Source organism: Acinetobacter towneri, from assembly GCF_001758345.1.
Classification (GTDB): Bacteria; Pseudomonadota; Gammaproteobacteria; order Pseudomonadales; family Moraxellaceae; genus Acinetobacter; species Acinetobacter towneri_A.
Map to the genome: position 1 here is coordinate 16,659 of NZ_MKQS01000016.1, position 20,220 is coordinate 36,878.

The following is a 20,220-nucleotide window of genomic DNA, read 5'->3' on the forward strand; positions in this document are numbered from 1 at the left end:
AAAAACGATAGATGTAGAATTAATGACGCTTCGCCAACAAGCTATTGGATAGACGATTTAACCATTGCGGACTAATACTTGAAAGTTGCATCAGGGTTTTGGCTTTTAAACCAACTGCACGATGCGTATTGGTAAGAATTGAATCTTTAACCGTCGCTTGCTGATATACCACCTGAGCAACATCTTCTGTTGATAAATGCACACCCATGTTTTGAATGGTGGCTGCATCCATATCTTTAACCATTGCAGTTTGTACAAATAGCGGCATGACATCTAAGACCCGAATGCCGTATTTTTGCCACTCTATATCTAAACCTTCCGTAATGCCACGCACTGCAAACTTGGAAGCAGAATAAGAAATTAAATCGGCTTGTCCATAAATCGCTGATGCTGAAGATAAGTTAATCACTCGCGCAAAACTCGCTTGTTTTAAATAAGGCAAAGCCGCATGACAGCCATTCAACACACCATTTACATTCACCGCCATAGTTCGATGATGCGCTTCTATAGGGGTGTTCTCAAATGCGCCTGAGTAGAGAATTCCTGCATTATTCACCAAAATATTCAGCTCACCTGCCCATTGGCAAAAATCAGATAATGCAGTTTGCCAACTCGCATAGTCCGCTACATCAAGTAAACCTGCATGTGCACGCTCACCCAATTGGTCTGCCAATTGCTGCGCTTGTGCGAGATGAATATCATAAATACCAACACGGTAACTTTGTTGATAAAACAATTGTGCGATTGCCGCACCAATGCCTTGTGCAGCGCCACTAATCAAGATACTGTGCATTTGAACTTGCTCCCTGATGTTATTTTTGTTGTGCATATCGTCTTTGCTGTCTGAGCATAACAAAAAATAGCTACATTCATGCAATAAATTGAAATAAGGAACAACCCATGAAGCAATTGCTTTCAATCATGCAACAGTTACGTCAACAATGCCCGTGGGATCAAAAACAAACCCCAGAAAGTTTGACTAAATACGCGATTGAAGAAGCTTATGAAGTTGAAGCGGCAGTGCGTTCAGGCAAGGTAGATGATGTACGTGATGAGCTAGGTGATTTGTTGTTGCAAGTGGTGTTTCAGGCACAAATGTATAGCGAGCAGGGCGCATTTGATTTTCATGATGTGGTACAAGCCATTTGTGATAAATTGATGCGTCGGCATCCACATGTGTTTCAGGCAGAACAGTTTGCACAGCTTAGCGCAGAAGATGTTGCTGCCTTATGGAAAACCATCAAACAACAAGAAAAACAGGGTAAAGCAAAGTCCCGTTTAGATGAGGTGAAACATGCACCCGCATTGGTGCAAGCACAGCAAATTCAAGAGCATGCAGCTCAGTTGGGCTTTGACTTTCATACTGTGCAAGATGCCTATGGTAAGTTAGAAGAAGAATTGCAAGAACTACAACAGGCGATTCAGCAGCAACAATCCGACGAAATACTGGATGAATTTGGGGATTGTTTGTTTTCTTTAATCAATGTTGGACGTAAACTTGGCGTGTCCGGTGAGATGGGCTTATTGGGCACGATTCATAAATTTAGAACACGCTTTGCTTACATTGAAGATCAGGCCGAATTACAACAAAAAACAATAGAAGATATGACATTAGAAGAAATGGATCAACTTTGGGAGCAGGCAAAACAACAATTAAAATGACAGGTTTTGCAGCAACATGAATATATCGCAGCAATTAAAAGTTTCTTTTCGCTTTTTTTCTTTCGGATGGCAGTGCTGGCTTGCATTGCTGTTATGCAGTATCAGCGTATGGAGTACAGCACAAAATGTGCAGTCCAAGCCTGCTCAGGTGGATGGGCACAGCTATGATCAAAACTATTTAAAATGGAAAGCACAGCAAGCCGTGCAAGATCAGCGTTTAAGCGCGACTCAAGCCACATCATCAACCACCGAACATTATTTAGCGCGTCCTACCCAGCAAAGTGCTCATTCAAATCAGGTGCGTTTAAATAGTGCTTCGCTTGAACAATTGCAGCAATTGTCTGGGGTGGGTGTAAAAAAAGCACAAGCGATTGTGGAATATCGAAAACAAAATGGAAAATTCCAAAGTATTGAAGAACTTCAGCAAGTCAAAGGGATTGGGCCTGCCTTATTTGCCAAGAATAAACATAAGTTGGCATTGTAGCTGCAAGCAGAATTTTAGCACTGCACATTGCAAAATTAGCGTGTGAATCAAATTGCCCTTTGATTGTGTTAGGGATATGATTAGCGACATCTTATCTGTTTTACGTTCAGACGTAGGAGACAGCGTCTTTTGCAAACTTTGCGCGCGTCAAAATGTGGTTTATCTACCGCTCAATTACCTTCTTCCATTTTAGATGTTCTAGATGCTTTAACCAAAGCAGGCTATGAAGCCTATATCGTCGGTGGGGGAGTTCGTGACTTAATGTTAGGGCTAAATCCGAAGGATTTTGATGCCGTAACCAATGCCACACCCTCACAAGTGAAAGAAGTTTTCGGACGACGTTGCCGAATTATAGGACGACGTTTTGAGCTGGCGCATGTCTATGTAGGGCGTGAACTGATTGAGGTGGCCACTTTCCGTGCGCCACCGAAAAAAGCTGTGACGTCTGCGGCTGGGATGATTCTGCGCGATAATAACTGGGGCACAATCGAGCAAGATTCTGCCCGTCGTGACTTTTCAATCAATTCGTTGTATTACCAGCCACGTAAAGGCATCGTGCTCGATTTTTGCAATGCGGTAGATGATATTAAGCACAGAAACTTGCGCTTATTGGGCGATCCAACCATACGTTTTGAAGAAGACCCAGTGCGTATGCTGCGTACTTTGCGTTTTGCTGCTAAATTAAATTTCAATATTGATCCAAAAATTCTTAAAATTTTTACGCCTGAAATGACGCAGTTATTGCGTGATGTTTCGCCACACCGTTTATATGATGAGTCGCAAAAACTCTTTACGATGGGACATCTAAACAAAGTCCTGCCGATGTTGATTGAGTTTGGTATTTGGCGTCAGTTATTTGCTGATATCAAACCAGACATCAACTCATTTATTGAACGTGCAGCAAAAAATACCGATCAACGAATTGCGATTGGTAAAACCATCAACCCTGCATTTTTCTATGCGGTGCTGTTGTGGCAACCGTTTTTAGAGCGTTGTGACTTTTATCTTTCTAAAGGTGTGGTGGCCGCCGAAGCGCGAGCACAAGCTGGTTTAGATGTACTAAAACGTCAGGCGACACGTACCATTATTCCGCGCTTTGCTGAAACTTTTATTCGTGAAGTTTGGGAAATGCAAACCCGTTTATTGCAACCGAAACCACAGCAAATTGAAGCATTGTCTGGGCATGCACGTTTCCGTGCAGGATTTGACTTTTTATTACTGCGTGAAAAAGCAGGTGATAGCTCGACTTTAGGGATGGGGCAGTGGTGGGATGCATACCAACTCATGAGCACCGATGAAAAAGAACGTGCGATTGCTCAGTACAATCGATTACGAGCCAAGAGCCGCCGTAAAACAGCGCAAGAACCTGTTGATGTGACACCAGCAACACATGCTCGTGATATGCAGATTGAACCCTTGGTGAATGAGCCTGAGCCTCGTAGTCGTCGGGCCCGTAAAGCCAAACAGTATGAAGAAAATCGAGCACAATTGACTGCGACAGCAAGCAGTTCAGGTATTGGTGCAGATCATCCAATTTTAAAACGTAAACGTGTGCAACGTGATTTAAGCCAAGTGATTTTTGGGCCAACACAATGAGCAACATCACCTATATTGGTTTAGGCAGTAATTTGGGCGATTCGCGTCAAATTTTGACTGAAGCGGTGCAAAAACTGGCAACACTGGGGCAAGTGCAGACATCTAAACTGTATCAAAGCCCACCCATGGGACCACAAGATCAGCCGAATTATTTTAATGCTGTGGTGCGTTTAGATACCGAGCTTGAAGCGTTGGCATTGTTAGATAAATTACAGCGTTTTGAACAAGAGTCAGGTCGGGTGCGTTTACGTCATTGGGGTGAGCGTACGTTAGATTTAGACTTGTTGATTTATGCTGATGCCAATATTCAAAATGAACGTCTGACTGTACCACATGTAGGGGTATTAGAACGTGATTTTGTCGTCATCCCGCTGTTAGATTTAGATGCTAACTTAAGCGTCAAAGGACAATTATTAAAACACTCGCCATTGCTTGAACATCCGAGCTTAATTGTTGTGGATGCAGGCAATTGGGCAGGGCTATAAAGTTTTAAATTAAGCATGCGTGATGCTTTTTCCATAGAGGAATATTTTCATGATTAGTTTAAGTGACCTCAGAAAATTTAAAGCGGAAGGTCGAAAATTCTCCTGCCTGACTTGCTATGATGCAAGCATGGCGAAAGCAATGGAAATTGCTGAAATTGATACGATTTTAATTGGTGATTCTTTGGGTATGTCTATTCAGGGACGTGACTCAACCTTGCCTGTCAGCGTGGCGGATATGGCTTATCACACTGCGGCGGTGCGTCGTGGTAATCAACACGCTTTTATTTTGACTGACTTACCATTTATGAGTTATGCCACCTTAAATGATGCATTGCAAAGCTCCAAAGAAGTGATGCAAGCGGGTGCGCAAATGGTCAAAATGGAAGGTGGTGCATGGCTCAGTGAAACCGTTGCAACACTGACTCGTAATGGTATTCCTGTCTGTGTGCACTTAGGTTTAACGCCACAATCGGTGCATGTATTTGGGGGTTATAAATTACAGGCACGTACCCGGGAAGCTGCAGACAAACTAATTGCTGACTGTAAAGCTGTTGTAGAAACTGGTGCGGCGATTCTATTATTAGAATGTGTGCCAGCTCAGCTAGGTCAAGAAATTTCTGCCTTGTTCCCTGAAATTCCAGTAATTGGAATTGGCGCGGGCGCAGATACTGACGGTCAGGTATTGGTGGTGCAAGACATGCTGGGGCTGACTTTTGGTCGTGTCGCAAAATTCGTGCGTAACTTCATGAAAGAACAAGCGGGTGAAACTGCCATTTTAGATGCGTTTAAAGCCTATCATGCTGCAGTTCAAGATGGTTCTTTCCCAGCACGTGAACAAACTTTCCAAGTCGAGTTGTAATATGAAAACTGAAACCACAATTCAAGGCTTAGCGGCTTCATTACAGCCTGCACGCGCTGCACGAAAAACCATTGGTTTTGTTCCGACCATGGGCAATTTGCACGAAGGGCATTTAACCTTAGTGCGCGAAGCGAAAAAAATATGTGATGTGGTGGTGGTCAGTATTTTTGTCAATCCAATTCAATTTGGGCCTAATGAAGATTTTGATAGTTATCCACGAACTTTAGACCAAGACAGTCAATTGTTGGCAGAGGTTGGTTGCGACATTATTTTTGCACCTTCAGTTGAGCAAATGTATGGCAACAAACCACGTTTGACCAATATTTCAGTGAGCGAGATTACGGCAGACTTATGTGGTTTGCAGCGTCCTGGACACTTTGATGGTGTTGCGGTGGTCGTGACCAAATTATTCAATATGGTACAGCCAAACTATGCTTTCTTTGGTGAAAAAGACTATCAACAATTGGCAGTCATTCGCCAGTTTGTACGCGACTTGAATATTCCGCTAGAGTTGATTGGTGTGCCAATTGTTCGTGCGGCAGATGGTTTGGCACTCAGTTCACGCAATGGTTATTTGAGCGCAGAACAGCGTCAAATTGCACCGACAATCTATCAAAGTTTAAAGGCTGCTGCACAAGCATTACAACAAGGTGAAACTTTGTCACAAGTGTTAGCGAATATTAAAGCAACATTGACAGCAGCAGGCTTTGTTGTGGACTATGTAGAGGCGCGTACAACAGAACTGCAGAAAATTGAAGCATTTAGTGAAGATCTGGTGTTGTTCGTTGCGGCAAAATTGGGCAATACACGTTTAATTGATAATTTGCAGGTCAAACATTCTGCATAGCTGGCAATAGAAGGGTTGCATGCCATGAAACGTATTTTGATCGTAACAGGTCAATCGGGTTCAGGAAAATCTTCGGCATTACAAGTGTTGGAAGATTTGGGTTATTACTGTATTGACAATTTACCTTTGGCATTGCTTCCTGAAATTGTGGATAAACTGGATCAGGAAAATAACTTAGAACAGTTGGCATTGGGGGTAGATGTACGCAGTACCCGTGCCGACTTGCAAGAGTTTGATTTGGTATTTGAACAACTGCAAAAGCATGGTTCAGTCGATATTATTTATCTGACCACGCAAGATCAGGAATTGATTGCACGTTTTAGTGCATCACGCCGTCCGCATCCACTCTCTAATCGTTTTAAAAGCTTAAATGAATGTATTCAAGAAGAAAAAAACTTGTTGATGCCGATTCAGTTTCGCTCTACGGTGCATATTGATACCACTGACAAAAGTGTGCATGATCTAAAACACGTATTATTGTCTAAGCTTGGACAAACCGACAATCTTATTGTAATTTTACAATCCTTTGGCTATAAGCACGGAATTCCCTTAGATGCCGATTATGTGTTTGATGTGCGCCATTTGCCCAATCCACATTGGGATTTGGAGCTCAGGAAATATTCAGGCTTAGATGCCCCTGTGCAGGAATTTTTGCAACAAAGTTCACAAACGCATGAAATGTTTCAGGACATCCAGCAGTTTTTAGAAAAATGGTTGCCAGCCTTTGCCGAAGGGCATCGACACTACATTACCATTTCAATTGGCTGTACGGGTGGGCAACACCGTTCTGTTTATATCGTTGATAGACTAAAAAAAGCACTTGAGGCAAAATGGTCTATTCAAGTCTTACACCGAGAAATGAAGCACTGGTCATGATTGACACAACTGTTGACGTAATTAATAAACTAGGTTTACATGCACGGGCATCTGGGAAACTGATTGAAGTGACCACCAAATTCCGTTCGTCAATCCAAATTGGTAAAGGCGACAAATTGGTTGATGCCAAAAATATTATGTCCTTGCTCATGTTAGGTGCAGGCAAGGGAACTACTTTACGCTTGGTGATTGATGGTGCAGATGAAGAAAAAGCTTTATCTGATATTCAAGCACTGTTTGCAGCAAAATTTTACGAGGCAGATTAATCGTGGCACGTCGACCGCAACGTTTTACCGAAGATGACTTTGAATCTTTAGAAGGGCGTGCAAGTAAAACCGAACAGAAAAAAGCCGTACAACGTATGGCCGCGCTGGGCGAACAATTGGCGCAGTTAAGTACCAAACAAATTCAAAAACTTCCAGTAGAAGAGCGTTTAATTGATGCTTTACTGGAATTGCAAAGTATTACTTCACATGAAGCACGTCGTCGTCAGTGTCAGCGTATTGGTAAATTGTTGCGTAATGAAGATGAAAGCGTAATTTTGTCTTATTTGACGCCGCAGCAAGGTGCGAAAAAAACCGCACAGTTACAGCGTTGGGTAGAGCGAATTATTAAAGACGGCGACCCTGTGATTAATGATTTTAGTAAAACCTATAAAGCAGCTGAGCGTCATACGCTGCGTCAGCATGTATTGCGTATCCATCGTGATATGAAGCAGGAAATTTCTGCAGAAGAACTTGAAGCATCTAAACTTAAGTTGTTTAACTATGTGCAGCAAGTTGCTTTATTGTCAGAAAGCTAGATTAGCATTACTTATCTAAGAAGATAGATAGTGTGAGCTGATGATTGCACAATAAAACGACTCATGACGAGTCGTTTTTCATTGGGTCTTTTATGTGTATGGATTTTTCAAACTTTAGCTAAACTCACCAACTGAACGCTCTTTGGCCCATTCGCGGAGTACAAATTTTTGTAGTTTACCTGTCGACGTTTTGGGAATTTCAGTAATGACCACCTCCTTTGGCACTTTAAAACGCGCCAAATGTTGACTGCAATAAGCAATAATTTCTTCAGGGCTGACCTGTTTACCTTCTTTTAGTTCAATAAAGGCACACGGGACTTCTTGCCAACGTGGATCTGGTTTTGCCACCACTGCGGCGGTCAAAACTGCAGGATGTTGATACAACACTTCTTCGACTTCGAGTGAAGAAATATTTTCACCACCTGAAATAATTACATCTTTAGAACGGTCAGTAATTTTGGCGTAGCCATCAGGTTGGCAGACAGCTAAATCGCCCGTATGGAACCAGCCACCTGCAAAAGCTTCTGCGGTAGCTTCTGGGTTTTTCAAATAGCCTTTCATCACGATATTACCACGGAACATAATTTCGCCCATGGTTTTGCCATCTTTCGGCACAGGTTGCATGGTTTCAGGGTCTAAAACTTTCATGCCATCTTGCAGCGGATAAGGCACGCCTTGTCGCGAATGTAACTGTGCCTGTTCCTGAATGGATAGGTCGCTCCATCCTGCTTGAGAAGCACACAAAGCAGATGGGCCATAGGTTTCAGTTAAGCCATAAACGTGAGTCACATTAATGCCAATATTGCGCATGCCCTCAATAATTGCTGCTGGCGGCGCAGCACCCGCAACCATCACTTCGACACGGTGATCAAACTGGGTCTTTTTCTGTTCTGGGGTGTTAATAAGCATCGACAAAACAATTGGCGCACCGCAGAAATAATCGACTTTGTGCTCTGCGATTAATTTAAAAATCAGTTCAGGGTCGACTTTACGTAAGCAGATATTGGTGCCACCGTTGGCTGCCATCGTCCATGCAAAACACCAGCCATTACAGTGGAATAGGGGCAGTGTCCATAAGTAGGTCGCACGGGGTGTCATCCCGCAGGCAATAATATTGCTGGCTGCATTAATGTAAGCACCACGATGATGATAGACCACGCCCTTCGGGTTGCCTGTCGTGCCAGACGTATAGTTCAGGCTAATTGCATCCCATTCATCTTGAGGTAAATGCCATTCAAAATTCGGGTCACCAGCAGCCAGCCAAGTTTCATATTCAATCTGTCCGATGCTAAGGGCGTTGGCGGCATGTTCATATTCTGTATCGCTGACATCAATCACATAAACTTCATGATTAACCATCTCTAACGCTTCTTGTGCTAAAGCTGCAAATTCAGGGTCCACCAAAAGCACTTTGGATTCTGCGTGATTAAGCATAAATGCCAGTGTTTTAGCATCCAGACGAGTATTTAAGGTATTCAGCACTGCACCTGCCATTGGTACGGCAAAGTGTGCTTCTAGCATGGCGGGAACATTAGGGAGCAGCACTGAAACAGTATCATTTTTGCTGATGCCTAAATTTTGAAGTTGATGCGCAAATTGGCAGCAGCGCAAATAAGTTTCGCGCCAGGTAATTTGACGGGAACCGTGAATAATTGCGTTTTGGTGAGGGTAAATATAAGCTGCCCGTTCTAAGTAACGTAACGGGGACAAGGCGACAAAGTTCGCAGGGGTACGCGGTAGTTCATCGTATGCGCTGACCATTGTTTTCTCCATATGTGTCGTTATTTTATCCTGCCTAAAACGATAGGGACTTTATGGCCGTTATGCAGTTATGCTTTAGTCGAAAATCTGTTGTTTTTATTTTGAATCACTTGTAAGTACGTTTAAAAATTAGTTTAGGTATAACTAGCAGTTTTTTATCTAATAAAAATAATCACTTATTCTATTATTTGTCTTTTATAGCGTAATAGGCGAAGTTCGTCCAATACTAAAATACATGGCTAAATTCACGTAATTCTCTAAAGTCAAGTTGTTGGCTAATTTTAGTCATGTTCAAAGACGAGATATTATGTTTGTTGGTTATTTATAGTCATAAATTTAAGTCCCTGCTTGTTTTAAGTAGGGACTAAATTAAGGCTTATAGAATGAATTCATAAGGTCTATTCAATGGACGCTTACTTTTATTCAACTTCTTGAACAGCTTAATCTACAGCAAAAATGGGTTAATCCATTTTCATTCAGATTTCAACGACTCCAAGTTTGCGTGCAGCGCGATATTCAATAAACAACTCAAGCAATCGCCAAAGTAAGCGCATGGAATAGGGGAGCGTGACATGCACAGAGATTATTTTTAGAAACTACTCAAAGTTTGCAGCATCAGGATACAGGAACACCACAAATGATTATGGATATAGCACGTTTTCAGCATAACTTGGATTATGTTGCAGCGCATTTGCCTGCGCGGGTGTAGCTACGACTGGTGATGAAATCGCTAGCGTGTTTGGAAATATTGCAAAATGCAAGCCAAAATCTGAATACGCAACGTTTTATGGTGGCTATTAGATGGGGAGATTATTTTATTTTGAGGATAGTCATCCACACGCCTTATATGGACGCAGCAGCACTCAAGAGTTGGTTCAAGTACCCAAACAGTATCGCATTCAAATAGAGGATTAGGTGTTTTTACGCCAACAGTAGAGTGAGACGGTGTTACCACACTTTGCCGAGGTGTATACCTATCTGCATCAACAATACACGCCTTGGGCAACACTTAGGGAATAAAAACAGCTGAAATACCGATTCTTTGGCTTTTTTAGGACACAATGGTTTAAACCTGTACGCAAGCCGTGTAAAATTTAAGGCGCTTTTTTATTTATACACCGTTTTTATCTTTTGAGGGTCTCCCTTAATCATAATCTCGCGGTGATATGCTCCATGGTACGGGGCATCACTCCTTAAGGATTTTTATCTATGCCTATTATCACTTTGCCAAATGGCGATCAAAAACAGTTTGATCAAGCCGTATCTGTGATGGAAGTTGCTCAAAGCATCGGTCCAGGTCTTGCCAAAAATACAGTTGCTGGACGCGTCAATGACCGTTTGGTAGATGCTTGTGATTTAATCACCGAAGATGCAACCTTACAAATTATCACGCCAAAAGATGAAGAAGGCGTAGAAATTATCCGTCACTCATGTGCGCACTTGGTAGGGCATGCTGTAAAGCAGCTTTTCCCAGAAGCAAAAATGGTGATTGGTCCTGTTATTGAAGAAGGTTTCTACTACGACATCTGGATGCCACGTCCATTTACCTTAGATGACTTGGCTGCTATCGAAGAGCGCATGAAAAAGCTCATCGACCAAGACTATGATGTCGTGAAAAAAATGACCCCGCGTGATGAAGTGATTGCAGAATTTACCGCACGTGGCGAAGAATATAAATTACGTTTGATTGCAGATATGCCAAACGAAACCCAAATGGGCTTGTACTATCACCAAGACTATTTGGATATGTGTCGTGGTCCACACGTACCGAACACTAAATTCTTAAAATCATTTAAATTGACCAAAATCTCGGGTGCTTACTGGCGCGGAGATGCGAAAAACGAACAGTTACAACGTATTTATGGTACGGCTTGGGCAGACAAAAAGCAGCTCGCGGCGTATATCAAACGTATTGAAGAAGCAGAAAAGCGTGACCACCGTAAAATTGGTAAAGCTTTGGACTTGTTCCACATGCAGGAAGAAGCGCCAGGCATGGTGTTTTGGCATCCAAATGGTTGGACGATTTACCAAGTACTTGAGCAATACATGCGTAAAGTACAACAAGACAATGGTTACTTGGAAATTCGTACCCCGCAAGTGGTCGATTTCACGCTATGGGAAAAATCAGGACATGCTGCCAACTATGCAGACAATATGTTCACGACCCATTCTGAAAACCGTAACTATGCAGTAAAACCAATGAACTGCCCATGTCACGTACAAGTCTTTAACCAAGGGCTAAAGTCGTATCGTGATTTGCCAATTCGTCTGGCAGAATTTGGTTCATGTCACCGTAACGAGCCATCGGGCTCACTGCACGGCATTATGCGCGTACGTGGCTTTACCCAAGATGACGCCCATATTTTCTGTACCAAAGAACAAATTGGGCCAGAAGTTGCAGACTTCATCAGACTGACTTTAGATGTGTATAAAGATTTCGGTTTTGAAGAGGTGCAAATGAAGCTGTCTACACGTCCTGAAAAACGTGTGGGAGATGATGCACTTTGGGATATGGCAGAAAAATCTTTGGCAGATGCTTTGGATGCTGCAGGCTTGGAATGGGAGTTGCAACCAGGCGAAGGCGCGTTCTACGGTCCGAAAATTGAATTCTCACTGAAAGACTGCTTAGGTCGTGTGTGGCAATGTGGTACAATCCAGTGTGACTTTAACTTGCCTGAGCGTTTAGAGGCATCTTATGTCACTGAAGACAATGATCGTGATCAGCCTGTAATGTTGCACCGTGCAATTCTTGGCAGCTTTGAACGATTTATTGGTATACTTATTGAGCACTATGCAGGCTTTATGCCACCATGGTTAGCGCCAGTGCAAGCTTGTGTGATGAATATTACCGATTCACAAGCGGCTGCAAGTGAACAGGTCGTCGCAAAACTTAAAGAAAACGGTATTCGTGCTATTTCTGACTTGAGAAATGAGAAAATCGGCTTTAAGATTCGTGAGCGTACATTAGAGCGTATTCCATACTTATTGGTACTTGGGGACCGTGAAGTGGAAGAGGGAACGGTAAACGTCCGTACTCGCTCAGGAACAAATTTGGGTACTATGTCAATTGATGCTTTCATTGACCTAGTGAAAACAGCCGTCGCAGAACGCGGCCGGTATATTGTGGAGTAACAGCGATTAAACAGCCTGACCGTAATCAACAGGGCGGAAAATCTAACCGTCCTGCTTTGAATGATGAAATTCGTGCAAAAGAAGTCCGTCTTGTAGACGAAAATGGTGAGCAAAAAGGTATTGTAAGCTTGGCTGATGCATTGCGCGCAGCAGAAAGCGTCGACCTTGATTTGGTGGAAATTGTGGCAAATGCCGAACCACCAGTATGTAAAATCATGGACTTTAACAAGCATTTGTTTGATCTAAAGCAAAAGCAGAAAGAAGCGAAGAAAAAACAGCATCAAGTACAGGTGAAAGAAATCAAGCTGCGCCCTGCGACTGATGTTGGCGATTACAACGTAAAATTACGTGCAATTATCAAATTCCTTGAAGAAGGAAACAAGGTAAAAATCACTTTACGCTTCCGTGGTCGTGAAATGGCTCACCAACAGTTAGGTTTGGCTCAATTACAAAAAGTTGAAGCTGACGTAGTTGAATATGGTGTAGTTGAACAAGCACCAAAAATGGAAGGTCGTCAAATGGGAATGCTGCTTGGTCCTAAAAAGAAAAAGTAAGCACTCATTGAGTTTAAAAAGCCCTGCAATCGCAGGGCTTTTTGATGCTGGTTTTATGGGTCTCGATGGAATTTTAACTTCCAGTGGTCTTGAAGCATTTGAACAATGGCATGACGATGCTGTTTGGAAAAACTGAGTAAATATATCAGGCTGAATTTATGTCTCAGCCAATTGATGGGTTGTTGATGAATAAAAACAAACTCTATGGTTACCATTTTTCTGTCAAATGCATCCAGATTACTCGTTGAATCGAAAGTTTTTACTTGCCTTAACATCCAAGTAAGTGGTGCATCAAACTGATGATTAATCCGGCAATCATAAATTTCATGTTTTTGAATGCCGAAAGTAATGGGAATGTTCCAAACACTATAATAAATTCTCTGTGGTGTAATGATTAAACGTAAATTCCATAAGACCACTGCGATGGCAATACAGCCTAGATTGTATAAGTGCATGGTCAGTTCCAGCTCAATGAATAGCGTCCAGATTTCTACATAAGTCCTATTATTGCTCCGCCCGATAAAGAAAATAACTGAAGTTAACAAGAGCGGTAAGAGAACAAAAAATACGGCTGCAAGTTTAAAGATAGCAACCGGATACTGTTTTGTTGAAGGTTGTGCTTTCATCTATGTTTTTATTATGCATGTTTTGAATCTACTATGCTGTTATGTATAAAAAAAAGAAAGACTCCTGTTGGAGTCTTTCTTTGAATAAGCACATTATTCCGTATTCACGGTTTTTTCGGTCACCTTTTCCGGATTTTCTAGCAGTAACTTTTTGCCGATCGGGATTTGTCGCGGCAACTTCTCTTCTGGAATGATACGTTGCAGATCAATCACCAACAGACCATTTTCATAATCGGCTTGTTGTACTTCAATGTGCTCGTCTAAACGCAATGACAGTTTAAAGGAGCGACGGGCAATACCTTTATGCAGATATTCAGTACCTTCAGTTTGCACAACCTCAGGCTTGCCGGAAATGGTCAGTAAACGGTTTTCAAGTGAAATATCCAGCTCGTTTTGGTCGAAACCAGCAGTTGCCACTACAATGCGGTAATGGTTTTCGCCATGTTTTTCAATATTGTAGGGCGGATAGTTGGGTGCATCGCTTTGCATGGCATAATCAATGAAATCATTCAATCGATCAAAACCAATACTGCGACGGAAAAGTGGATGAAGATTGATGTTACTCATTATTAGAACCTCCTGAGGTCAGCAAAGTCTTAAAACAAGAATTTATCTGTCATGATCATCATCGACAGGGCAAAAGATGAAATATCATCCTGATGCAAAAATAAATATGTGTTTGAGTGAAAAAAATTCAAGGAAGAGCGCGAAAATTTTTTATTTTAAGTTTCAAGTAATTGAATAGATAATAAAAATTTATTTTTCGGTGCAATACTTGTTGTTTTTGGTCAGATCTATTATGTTGTTGAAACACCAAAATAAAGGTGCACGGAGCATAGGCACAAATGATTGATTTATATTATTGGGGTACGCCCAACGGTCATAAAATTACAATTGCATTAGAAGAAATGGGCTTGGAATATCAAATTTTCCCCATCAATATTTCAGAAGATGATCAATTTCAGCCAGATTTTTTAAAAATTTCGCCCAATAATAAAATTCCTGCAATTGTCGATCAGAACGGCCCACGTGGTGAGCCAATCTCTGTGTTTGAGTCGGGTGCAATTTTGCAATATCTTGGGCGAAAAACAGGCATGTTCTACCCTAACGATGAGCAAGAACGTGTGGAAGTAGAGCAGTGGCTCATGTGGCAAATGGGTGGTTTTGGTCCAATGTTAGGACAGAATCATCATTTTAGCCGTTATGCACCAGAGAAAATTCCTTATGCGATTGAACGCTATATCAATGAATCCAAGCGTTTGTATGGTGTGTTAAATAAGCAGTTGATGGGGCAAAAATACGTGGCAGGTGAGTATTCAATCGCTGATATGGCTATTTTGCCATGGGCACTACGTCATGACTGGCAAAATATTTCGCTAGAAGATTATCCTTATGTACAAGACTATATTACACGTCTGACTGCGCGCCCTGCGGTGCAGAAAGCACTCGCGATTCAATTTTAAATCTACTTTTATGCTAATATGCCAGCCACCTGATACCTCACTTTTTCAGGTGGCTTTTTTATTGGATGGGCTATGCAAGAATTTTTTTTAAACTTTACCAAGATTGTTGAAAAAAATGCCAAAGTGTATTGGAGCATTATTTTAGGCATTGTGTCTTGCTTGATCTTATTTGTGGTTGAAGCATTTCATGTGCAGAATATGATTGCGGCTTTAAATAGCACAGATCAGCAGGTTTTACGTGCTGCGATTGAGCCTGTTACCCAGCGTTATACATGGGCACGTGCGGCACTTATTTTGCTCAGTATTGTTTGGGCGAACTGGGAATATCGTAAAACCAAACGGGCTTTAGGGCTTTAAAATAGTCTATGCTTTGGACGCTATTTGGTTTATTTTTATCTGCATTTGGTGCGGCCACTTTATTGCCTTTACAGTCCGAAGCCGTGTTGTTGGGGCTGTTATATGAAGGCAGTTATGCCCCCATTTGGCTGATTAGCATTGCCAGTCTAGGTAATATTTTAGGTTCTTGTGTGAACTGGTATTTGGGACTCAAGCTCGAACATTATAAAGATAAAAAATGGTTTCCTGTTTCGGCTACACAATTAGAAAAAGCGCAGCACACCTACGCCAAATATGGGTTTTGGTCTTTATTACTCAGTTGGGTGCCGATTATTGGTGATCCAATTACGTTGATTGCAGGTTTAATGAAAGAGCATTTTGCCCGTTTTGTGTTGATGGTGAGTCTTGCCAAAATCGGGCGTTATCTGTTTATTTATTTTGTTTATACGTGGGTTTAAGCAAACAACCCCCTATATCTATCTACACTTATGACTGTTCTTGAACATCACACGTGTCTAAATCAAAATAAATTTCATCTTTTAATTTTGACTTTTTATACAGCCAAAATTGACGCGGTACATCTACTTGAGCAGCTTTCACTGCAGCTAAAATTTGTTGATCAAGCGCATATTGTCCCGAACCATGTGTCAATTTCACACGTTTCACTTCCCCATGCTTATTCACTTTGAATTGAAACTTTAACTTGCGTGAGTGGTTTTTTAAATCTTCGGCACTTAAGTTTAATTGTGGTTGATGACGATACTTAAATTGAACTTTTTGCTGTTGTTGCTGTGCTAACCATTGTTTAGATTGAAAATCAAACTGGCAATTTTCGTGTTGATTATCCTGAAATCTTAAATTAAAGCTTTGAAAACCAATGGTCGGAACAGCAGTATCTTCGACATAGGTCGGTTGAATTTCAGCAGTGCGAACCGCTTGTAATAAGGCGTCATCTAAATTTTTCAGCCCTGTACTTTCTTGAATGCTGGCTTGACTAATTTTGCCCGTTTCATCTGCATAAATGCGCACAATTGCAGCTCGGTTTTGTTGATTTAAATCTTCATTTTTATATTTGGGTTGTGGAAACTTGCGCCATGTTAAGCGTGTGGTGAGATGAGCAGGCAAGGCAGCACTTTTTTGTACCTCGAGTGTGGCTTTTGGTGTTGGTTTCTGCTGCGTTTGTTTTGCATATAAATGCGTCACGCTAAGTCCAAGCAATACAGTTATATATAAAGATGTTTTGATCATGTTACGGTCTTTTTTATCTCACACAAGCCGAGACGAAGTATTGATGGAATTGAGGATAATCGCAAGAGTAATCCGTAACTTATTGCAAGTTTTTAGGATGTTGATCTGCACAATTTTTGACAGAGCTTTAGCTTTGTTTTGAATTGAAGTGGGTGTTCGCAATTCCAGTATTTTTCCTGAGTTGAATTACGGCAAACGAGTGATGAAACGCTCATTTTTATTTAGCTAATATGCTTTTGTTTTAAGCAAAGATGCTTTAGAATACTTCCTCCCTTACCTGCAGGTCGTTTTTGCAATGGTGCAGACGTGCCGAACAGGTGTTTAAAGAGGTTGTTATGGCTAAGTTAAAAACTCGCCGTGGTGCAGCTAAACGTTTCAAAGCGACTGCTAACGGTTTCAAGCGTAAACAAGCGTTCAAACGCCACATTTTGACCAAAAAATCTGCTAAACGTATCCGTCAATTGCGCGGCTGTGTAATGGTTCACGTGAGTGACGTTGCTGCTGTTCGTGCTATGTGCCCATACATCTAAGGAGATTATAAATGGCTCGTGTAAAACGTGGTGTACAGGCTCATCGCCGTCATAAAAAAATTCTTGCTCGTGCTAAAGGTTACTATGGCGCTCGTTCACGCGTATATCGCGTAGCGTTCCAAGCGGTAATCAAAGCAGGTCAATACGCTTACCGTGACCGTCGTCAAAAGAAACGTCAATTCCGTGCTTTATGGATTGCGCGTATCAATGCGGGCGCTCGTCAAAATGGTTTATCGTACAGCCGTATGATCGCTGGCTTGAAAAAAGCTCAAGTGATTATCGACCGTCGCGTACTTGCTGACATCGCTATGCATGACGCAGTTGCATTTGCTGCTTTAGCTACAAAAGCTAAAGATGCATTAGCTGCATAAGTCTTTTATGACTTAAAAGAAAGACCGCATTTGCGGTCTTTTTTATGCCTGAAATTTGGGGGCTGTTGCCATTTCATAAATGGCTTGCGCTGTAGGCTAAAACTGAGCAGATCAGGCACCAAACGCAGGGAATAGTGGGTCTATTGCCAAGTTTCATAACGCAATCTTAGAAAGTTTTAGCCACAGCCTTTCAGGGCGAGCATATTTTTTGCTGCTATTGCGTTATGTGCCAGTCATTTAGAATGACTAAATTTCCTGTCCCATGCCTTATATCAGCTAAAAAATATGCATCGCCGCAAACATAGACGAATTGTCAACAGACCCTAAGCTTATAAACCAAAATAATAGGCAGCCGCACAAATAACCACAGTCATTAAAATCAGTTTAATTACGGCAGATGTGCCCACCTTATGCGTAGCTGCAGGTGTGGTTATTTGGGGTGAAGCGATGCTTTGTACTTGACTAGGCGTTGATTCAAAAGGATTAGGCGTTTGCACTGGCGTGAGCTGCGCGGTCTGATAATGGTTTGCCACCTTTGTGATAAATTTGGCGTGTAAATCCTCAACTTTCTGAGAAAAATGACGTAAATTGAGTTGCTCACTCGGTTCGAGTTCTGTGCCATCTGCATGATAAGGATGCTGGATTTTACTCCGGATGAATTGATCCAGTGCATCTAAACGATACAGCATCTGATGTGCATAGGCAGCAGGGTAGTCTGCGGGAATTAACGCCAAAGTTGGGTACATGCTTTCAGTTGCGTTTTGAGTAAGATCTACACCGAAATAAGGTTTAGCGCTTTGCTCTGGTTCAACAAACTCTGTAGCACAAGGATTTAAAAATAACTCGGAGCGAATAAAGCGATCAATTGCATCCCAGTTTGGAGAGGCAAAATCTGTATCGAGCTGTCTGGCAAGTTTGTGATTTAATTGATAACGCCACATCACTTCCTGACGTAGCTCGCTCTGTTGCGAAACGGGCGCCATATAATCTTGTTCCGCGGTATACCATTCCGCAAGTTCTTTTCCAAAAATCCAGGCAGATTTGTGCTTTGCCTCGTGGCTTACAATAAAGTGTGCAAAAGGTAATAACTCTACATTGGGATTGGGGTTTTTCTCATCATTTAAAATACTTGCCTGATGTAGGCTTAAACGTCGTACACCTTGTTGTTTAAGATGCTCTAACCAAATTTGAAAATGTTGTGCCAGTAAATGTTGTGACAATAAATCACGAAATTGAATTTGATGCTGGTTAAAGACTTGATGCTTGAGCCAATGATTAAAACTTAAATCTTGAGCTAAATATTCATTGCCATAAGTCACAAGGGCAAGTTGCTGTTTCCAAATCTGATCGAGCGCCATAATATTGAGATCTCGTGGTGATTGGCTTTATCTTATACTTTTTGTATTTCAAGATGCTAATCTAATTTTCATTACATCGAAGCTTCATCATAGCGACTAAAAACTGTTAGAATACGGGGTTTTTAAATTATTTCTAAATTGTTGCTTTTGAGAGTTACTATGTCACTGGAAGCCCTGACCAATGAAGCGCTCGCTGCAATTGCAGCAGCAGAGGACCTTGCTACACTCGACCAGGTGCGAGTGCAATTTACGGGGAAAAAAAGCCAGCTTGCGGAACAATCCAAAGCACTGGGTAAAATGGACCCTGAACAGCGTAAAGAGTTTGGTGCACAAATTCACACTGTGCGTGAAGCAATCAATGCGGCATTAACTGCGCGTCAATCTGAATTACAACAAGCGGCTTTGGCGCAAAAACTAGCCAATGAAACCGTTGATATTACTTTGCCAGGTCGTGGTCAAAGCATTGGCAGTATTCACCCAGTTACGCAGGTACAGGAACGTATTTGCCAATTCTTTACCAAAGCAGGTTTTACCGTTGCAACGGGGCCAGAAGTTGAAGATGACTATCACAACTTTGAAGCGTTGAATATTCCAGGACATCACCCTGCGCGTGCCATGCACGATACTTTCTATTTTGATGTGAATCATTTATTGCGTACACATACGTCTGGCGTACAGATTCGCACCATGGAAAATCAGCAGCCGCCTATTCGTATTGTTTGTCCAGGTCGTGTTTATCGCTGTGACTCAGACCAAACACACTCGCCGATGTTCCATCAAATTGAAGGCTTATACGTCGCAGAAAATACCAGTTTTGCAGAACTCAAAGGTTTGTTGATTAACCTATTGAATGAATTCTTTGAAAAAGACTTAAAAGTACGTTTCCGCCCATCTTATTTCCCATTCACAGAGCCAAGTGCCGAAGTGGATATTATGGATGAACGTGGTCGCTGGCTGGAAGTTTTGGGCTGCGGCATGGTGCATCCAAACGTGTTACGCGCTTCGGGCATCGACCCAGAAAAATATAAAGGTTTTGCCTTTGGTTTAGGGGTAGAGCGTTTTGCGATGTTGCGTTATGGCATCAATGACTTGCGGATGTTCTACCAAAATGATGTGCGTTTCTTGCGCCAGTTTGCTTAAAACTTTTTTAAACAACCTTTCCTACAATTAGGAGAGGAGAAAAGAGATTATTATTAGATTTTAAAATCCCTCTAAATCCCTCTTGTAAAG

The 20,220-nt window shown here is 41.8% G+C and carries 23 protein-coding genes; 17 read left to right on the forward strand and 6 right to left on the reverse strand.

The annotated features are described in order from the left end of the window. Window positions 1–19: 19 nt before the first annotated feature. Window positions 20–793: an SDR family oxidoreductase gene (locus BJN41_RS09550; protein WP_070154822.1), complete on the reverse strand. Its 774-nt coding sequence runs from the start codon at window positions 791–793 to the stop codon at window positions 20–22. A gap of 107 nt (window positions 794–900) precedes the next feature. On the opposite strand from BJN41_RS09550, the gene mazG reads away from it, so the two are divergent. The 9 genes from mazG (at window position 901) to yjgA (ending at window position 7,611) form a co-directional block, all read left to right on the forward strand. Then, the gene (mazG, locus tag BJN41_RS09555) at window positions 901–1,662 is read left to right on the forward strand and encodes a nucleoside triphosphate pyrophosphohydrolase (RefSeq protein WP_070154824.1); all 762 of its coding nucleotides are present in this window, start codon (window positions 901–903) and stop codon (window positions 1,660–1,662) included. Window positions 1,663–1,678: 16 nt separating this feature from the next. Then, window positions 1,679–2,146, forward strand: a complete 468-nt coding sequence (locus BJN41_RS09560) for a ComEA family DNA-binding protein (protein ID WP_070154826.1) — start codon at window positions 1,679–1,681, stop codon at window positions 2,144–2,146. Window positions 2,147–2,275: 129 nt separating this feature from the next. Continuing rightward, window positions 2,276–3,742, forward strand: a complete 1,467-nt coding sequence (pcnB, locus tag BJN41_RS09565) for a polynucleotide adenylyltransferase PcnB (RefSeq protein WP_019836305.1) — start codon at window positions 2,276–2,278, stop codon at window positions 3,740–3,742. Continuing rightward, window positions 3,739–4,227, forward strand: a complete 489-nt coding sequence (gene folK / locus BJN41_RS09570; RefSeq protein ID WP_070154828.1) for a 2-amino-4-hydroxy-6-hydroxymethyldihydropteridine diphosphokinase — start codon at window positions 3,739–3,741, stop codon at window positions 4,225–4,227. Before pcnB ends, folK begins: the two co-directional genes overlap by 4 nt. A 49-nt stretch (window positions 4,228–4,276) precedes the next feature. After that, window positions 4,277–5,086: a 3-methyl-2-oxobutanoate hydroxymethyltransferase gene (panB, locus tag BJN41_RS09575; protein ID WP_070154830.1), complete on the forward strand. Its 810-nt coding sequence runs from the start codon at window positions 4,277–4,279 to the stop codon at window positions 5,084–5,086. 1 nt (window position 5,087) lies between these two features. Continuing rightward, window positions 5,088–5,933, forward strand: a complete 846-nt coding sequence (gene panC / locus BJN41_RS09580; protein WP_070154832.1) for a pantoate--beta-alanine ligase — start codon at window positions 5,088–5,090, stop codon at window positions 5,931–5,933. Window positions 5,934–5,957: 24 nt separating this feature from the next. Beyond that, the gene (rapZ, locus tag BJN41_RS09585; RefSeq protein WP_070154834.1) at window positions 5,958–6,809 is read left to right on the forward strand and encodes an RNase adapter RapZ; all 852 of its coding nucleotides are present in this window, start codon (window positions 5,958–5,960) and stop codon (window positions 6,807–6,809) included. Continuing rightward, on the forward strand, window positions 6,806–7,075 hold the full coding sequence (locus BJN41_RS09590) for an HPr family phosphocarrier protein (protein WP_026438354.1): 270 nt from the start codon (window positions 6,806–6,808) through the stop codon (window positions 7,073–7,075). Before rapZ ends, BJN41_RS09590 begins: the two co-directional genes overlap by 4 nt. Before the next feature lie 2 nt (window positions 7,076–7,077). Then, window positions 7,078–7,611, forward strand: a complete 534-nt coding sequence (yjgA, locus tag BJN41_RS09595; RefSeq protein ID WP_019836311.1) for a ribosome biogenesis factor YjgA — start codon at window positions 7,078–7,080, stop codon at window positions 7,609–7,611. Between the two features lie 114 nt (window positions 7,612–7,725). Here the strand turns inward: yjgA and BJN41_RS09600 are convergent, their stop codons facing one another. After that, window positions 7,726–9,372, reverse strand: a complete 1,647-nt coding sequence (locus tag BJN41_RS09600; protein ID WP_070154836.1) for an acyl-CoA synthetase — start codon at window positions 9,370–9,372, stop codon at window positions 7,726–7,728. 1,209 nt (window positions 9,373–10,581) lie between these two features. Here BJN41_RS09600 and thrS point away from each other — a divergent pair. Continuing rightward, window positions 10,582–12,504, forward strand: coding sequence for a threonine--tRNA ligase (thrS, locus tag BJN41_RS09610; RefSeq protein WP_019836315.1), 1,923 nt, complete (start codon window positions 10,582–10,584; stop codon window positions 12,502–12,504). 5 nt (window positions 12,505–12,509) lie between these two features. Continuing rightward, window positions 12,510–13,058 (forward strand): translation initiation factor IF-3, encoded by a 549-nt coding sequence (infC, locus tag BJN41_RS09615; RefSeq protein ID WP_074964463.1) that lies wholly within the window; start codon window positions 12,510–12,512, stop codon window positions 13,056–13,058. A 53-nt stretch (window positions 13,059–13,111) separates the two neighbouring features. Here infC and BJN41_RS09620 read toward each other — a convergent pair whose 3' ends face one another. Beyond that, a complete protein-coding gene (locus BJN41_RS09620; protein ID WP_070154840.1) occupies window positions 13,112–13,684 on the reverse strand; it encodes a hypothetical protein in 573 nt (190 codons plus the stop codon). A gap of 93 nt (window positions 13,685–13,777) precedes the next feature. After that, complete coding sequence (locus BJN41_RS09625) at window positions 13,778–14,251, reverse strand: Hsp20 family protein (RefSeq protein ID WP_019836319.1); 474 nt, start codon at window positions 14,249–14,251, stop codon at window positions 13,778–13,780. A 278-nt stretch (window positions 14,252–14,529) separates the two neighbouring features. Between BJN41_RS09625 and BJN41_RS09630 the strand changes: the two genes are divergently transcribed. The 3 genes from BJN41_RS09630 to BJN41_RS09640 all read left to right on the forward strand — a co-directional run bounded on the left by BJN41_RS09630 (window position 14,530) and on the right by BJN41_RS09640 (window position 15,941). Beyond that, entirely contained in the window at window positions 14,530–15,147 is a 618-nt protein-coding gene (locus tag BJN41_RS09630) for a glutathione S-transferase N-terminal domain-containing protein (RefSeq protein ID WP_070154842.1), read from the forward strand. Window positions 15,148–15,219: 72 nt separating this feature from the next. After that, entirely contained in the window at window positions 15,220–15,504 is a 285-nt protein-coding gene (locus BJN41_RS09635) for a hypothetical protein (RefSeq protein WP_070154844.1), read from the forward strand. An 8-nt stretch (window positions 15,505–15,512) separates the two neighbouring features. Continuing rightward, complete coding sequence (locus BJN41_RS09640; protein ID WP_070154846.1) at window positions 15,513–15,941, forward strand: YqaA family protein; 429 nt, start codon at window positions 15,513–15,515, stop codon at window positions 15,939–15,941. Between the two features lie 28 nt (window positions 15,942–15,969). Here BJN41_RS09640 and BJN41_RS09645 read toward each other — a convergent pair whose 3' ends face one another. Continuing rightward, window positions 15,970–16,731, reverse strand: a complete 762-nt coding sequence (locus tag BJN41_RS09645) for an energy transducer TonB (RefSeq protein WP_081406295.1) — start codon at window positions 16,729–16,731, stop codon at window positions 15,970–15,972. A gap of 335 nt (window positions 16,732–17,066) precedes the next feature. Here BJN41_RS09645 and rpmI point away from each other — a divergent pair, with 335 nt between their 5' ends. Both rpmI and rplT read left to right on the forward strand, forming a co-directional pair. Then, entirely contained in the window at window positions 17,067–17,261 is a 195-nt protein-coding gene (rpmI, locus tag BJN41_RS09650; protein ID WP_004975152.1) for a 50S ribosomal protein L35, read from the forward strand. Window positions 17,262–17,272: 11 nt separating this feature from the next. Continuing rightward, window positions 17,273–17,632 (forward strand): 50S ribosomal protein L20, encoded by a 360-nt coding sequence (rplT, locus tag BJN41_RS09655; protein WP_004975153.1) that lies wholly within the window; start codon window positions 17,273–17,275, stop codon window positions 17,630–17,632. Between the two features lie 329 nt (window positions 17,633–17,961). Here rplT and BJN41_RS09660 read toward each other — a convergent pair whose 3' ends face one another. Beyond that, entirely contained in the window at window positions 17,962–18,990 is a 1,029-nt protein-coding gene (locus tag BJN41_RS09660) for a hypothetical protein (protein WP_070154848.1), read from the reverse strand. Between the two features lie 159 nt (window positions 18,991–19,149). On the opposite strand from BJN41_RS09660, the gene pheS reads away from it, so the two are divergent. Then, window positions 19,150–20,130, forward strand: coding sequence for a phenylalanine--tRNA ligase subunit alpha (pheS, locus tag BJN41_RS09665; RefSeq protein ID WP_070154849.1), 981 nt, complete (start codon window positions 19,150–19,152; stop codon window positions 20,128–20,130). Window positions 20,131–20,220 lie beyond the last annotated feature (90 nt).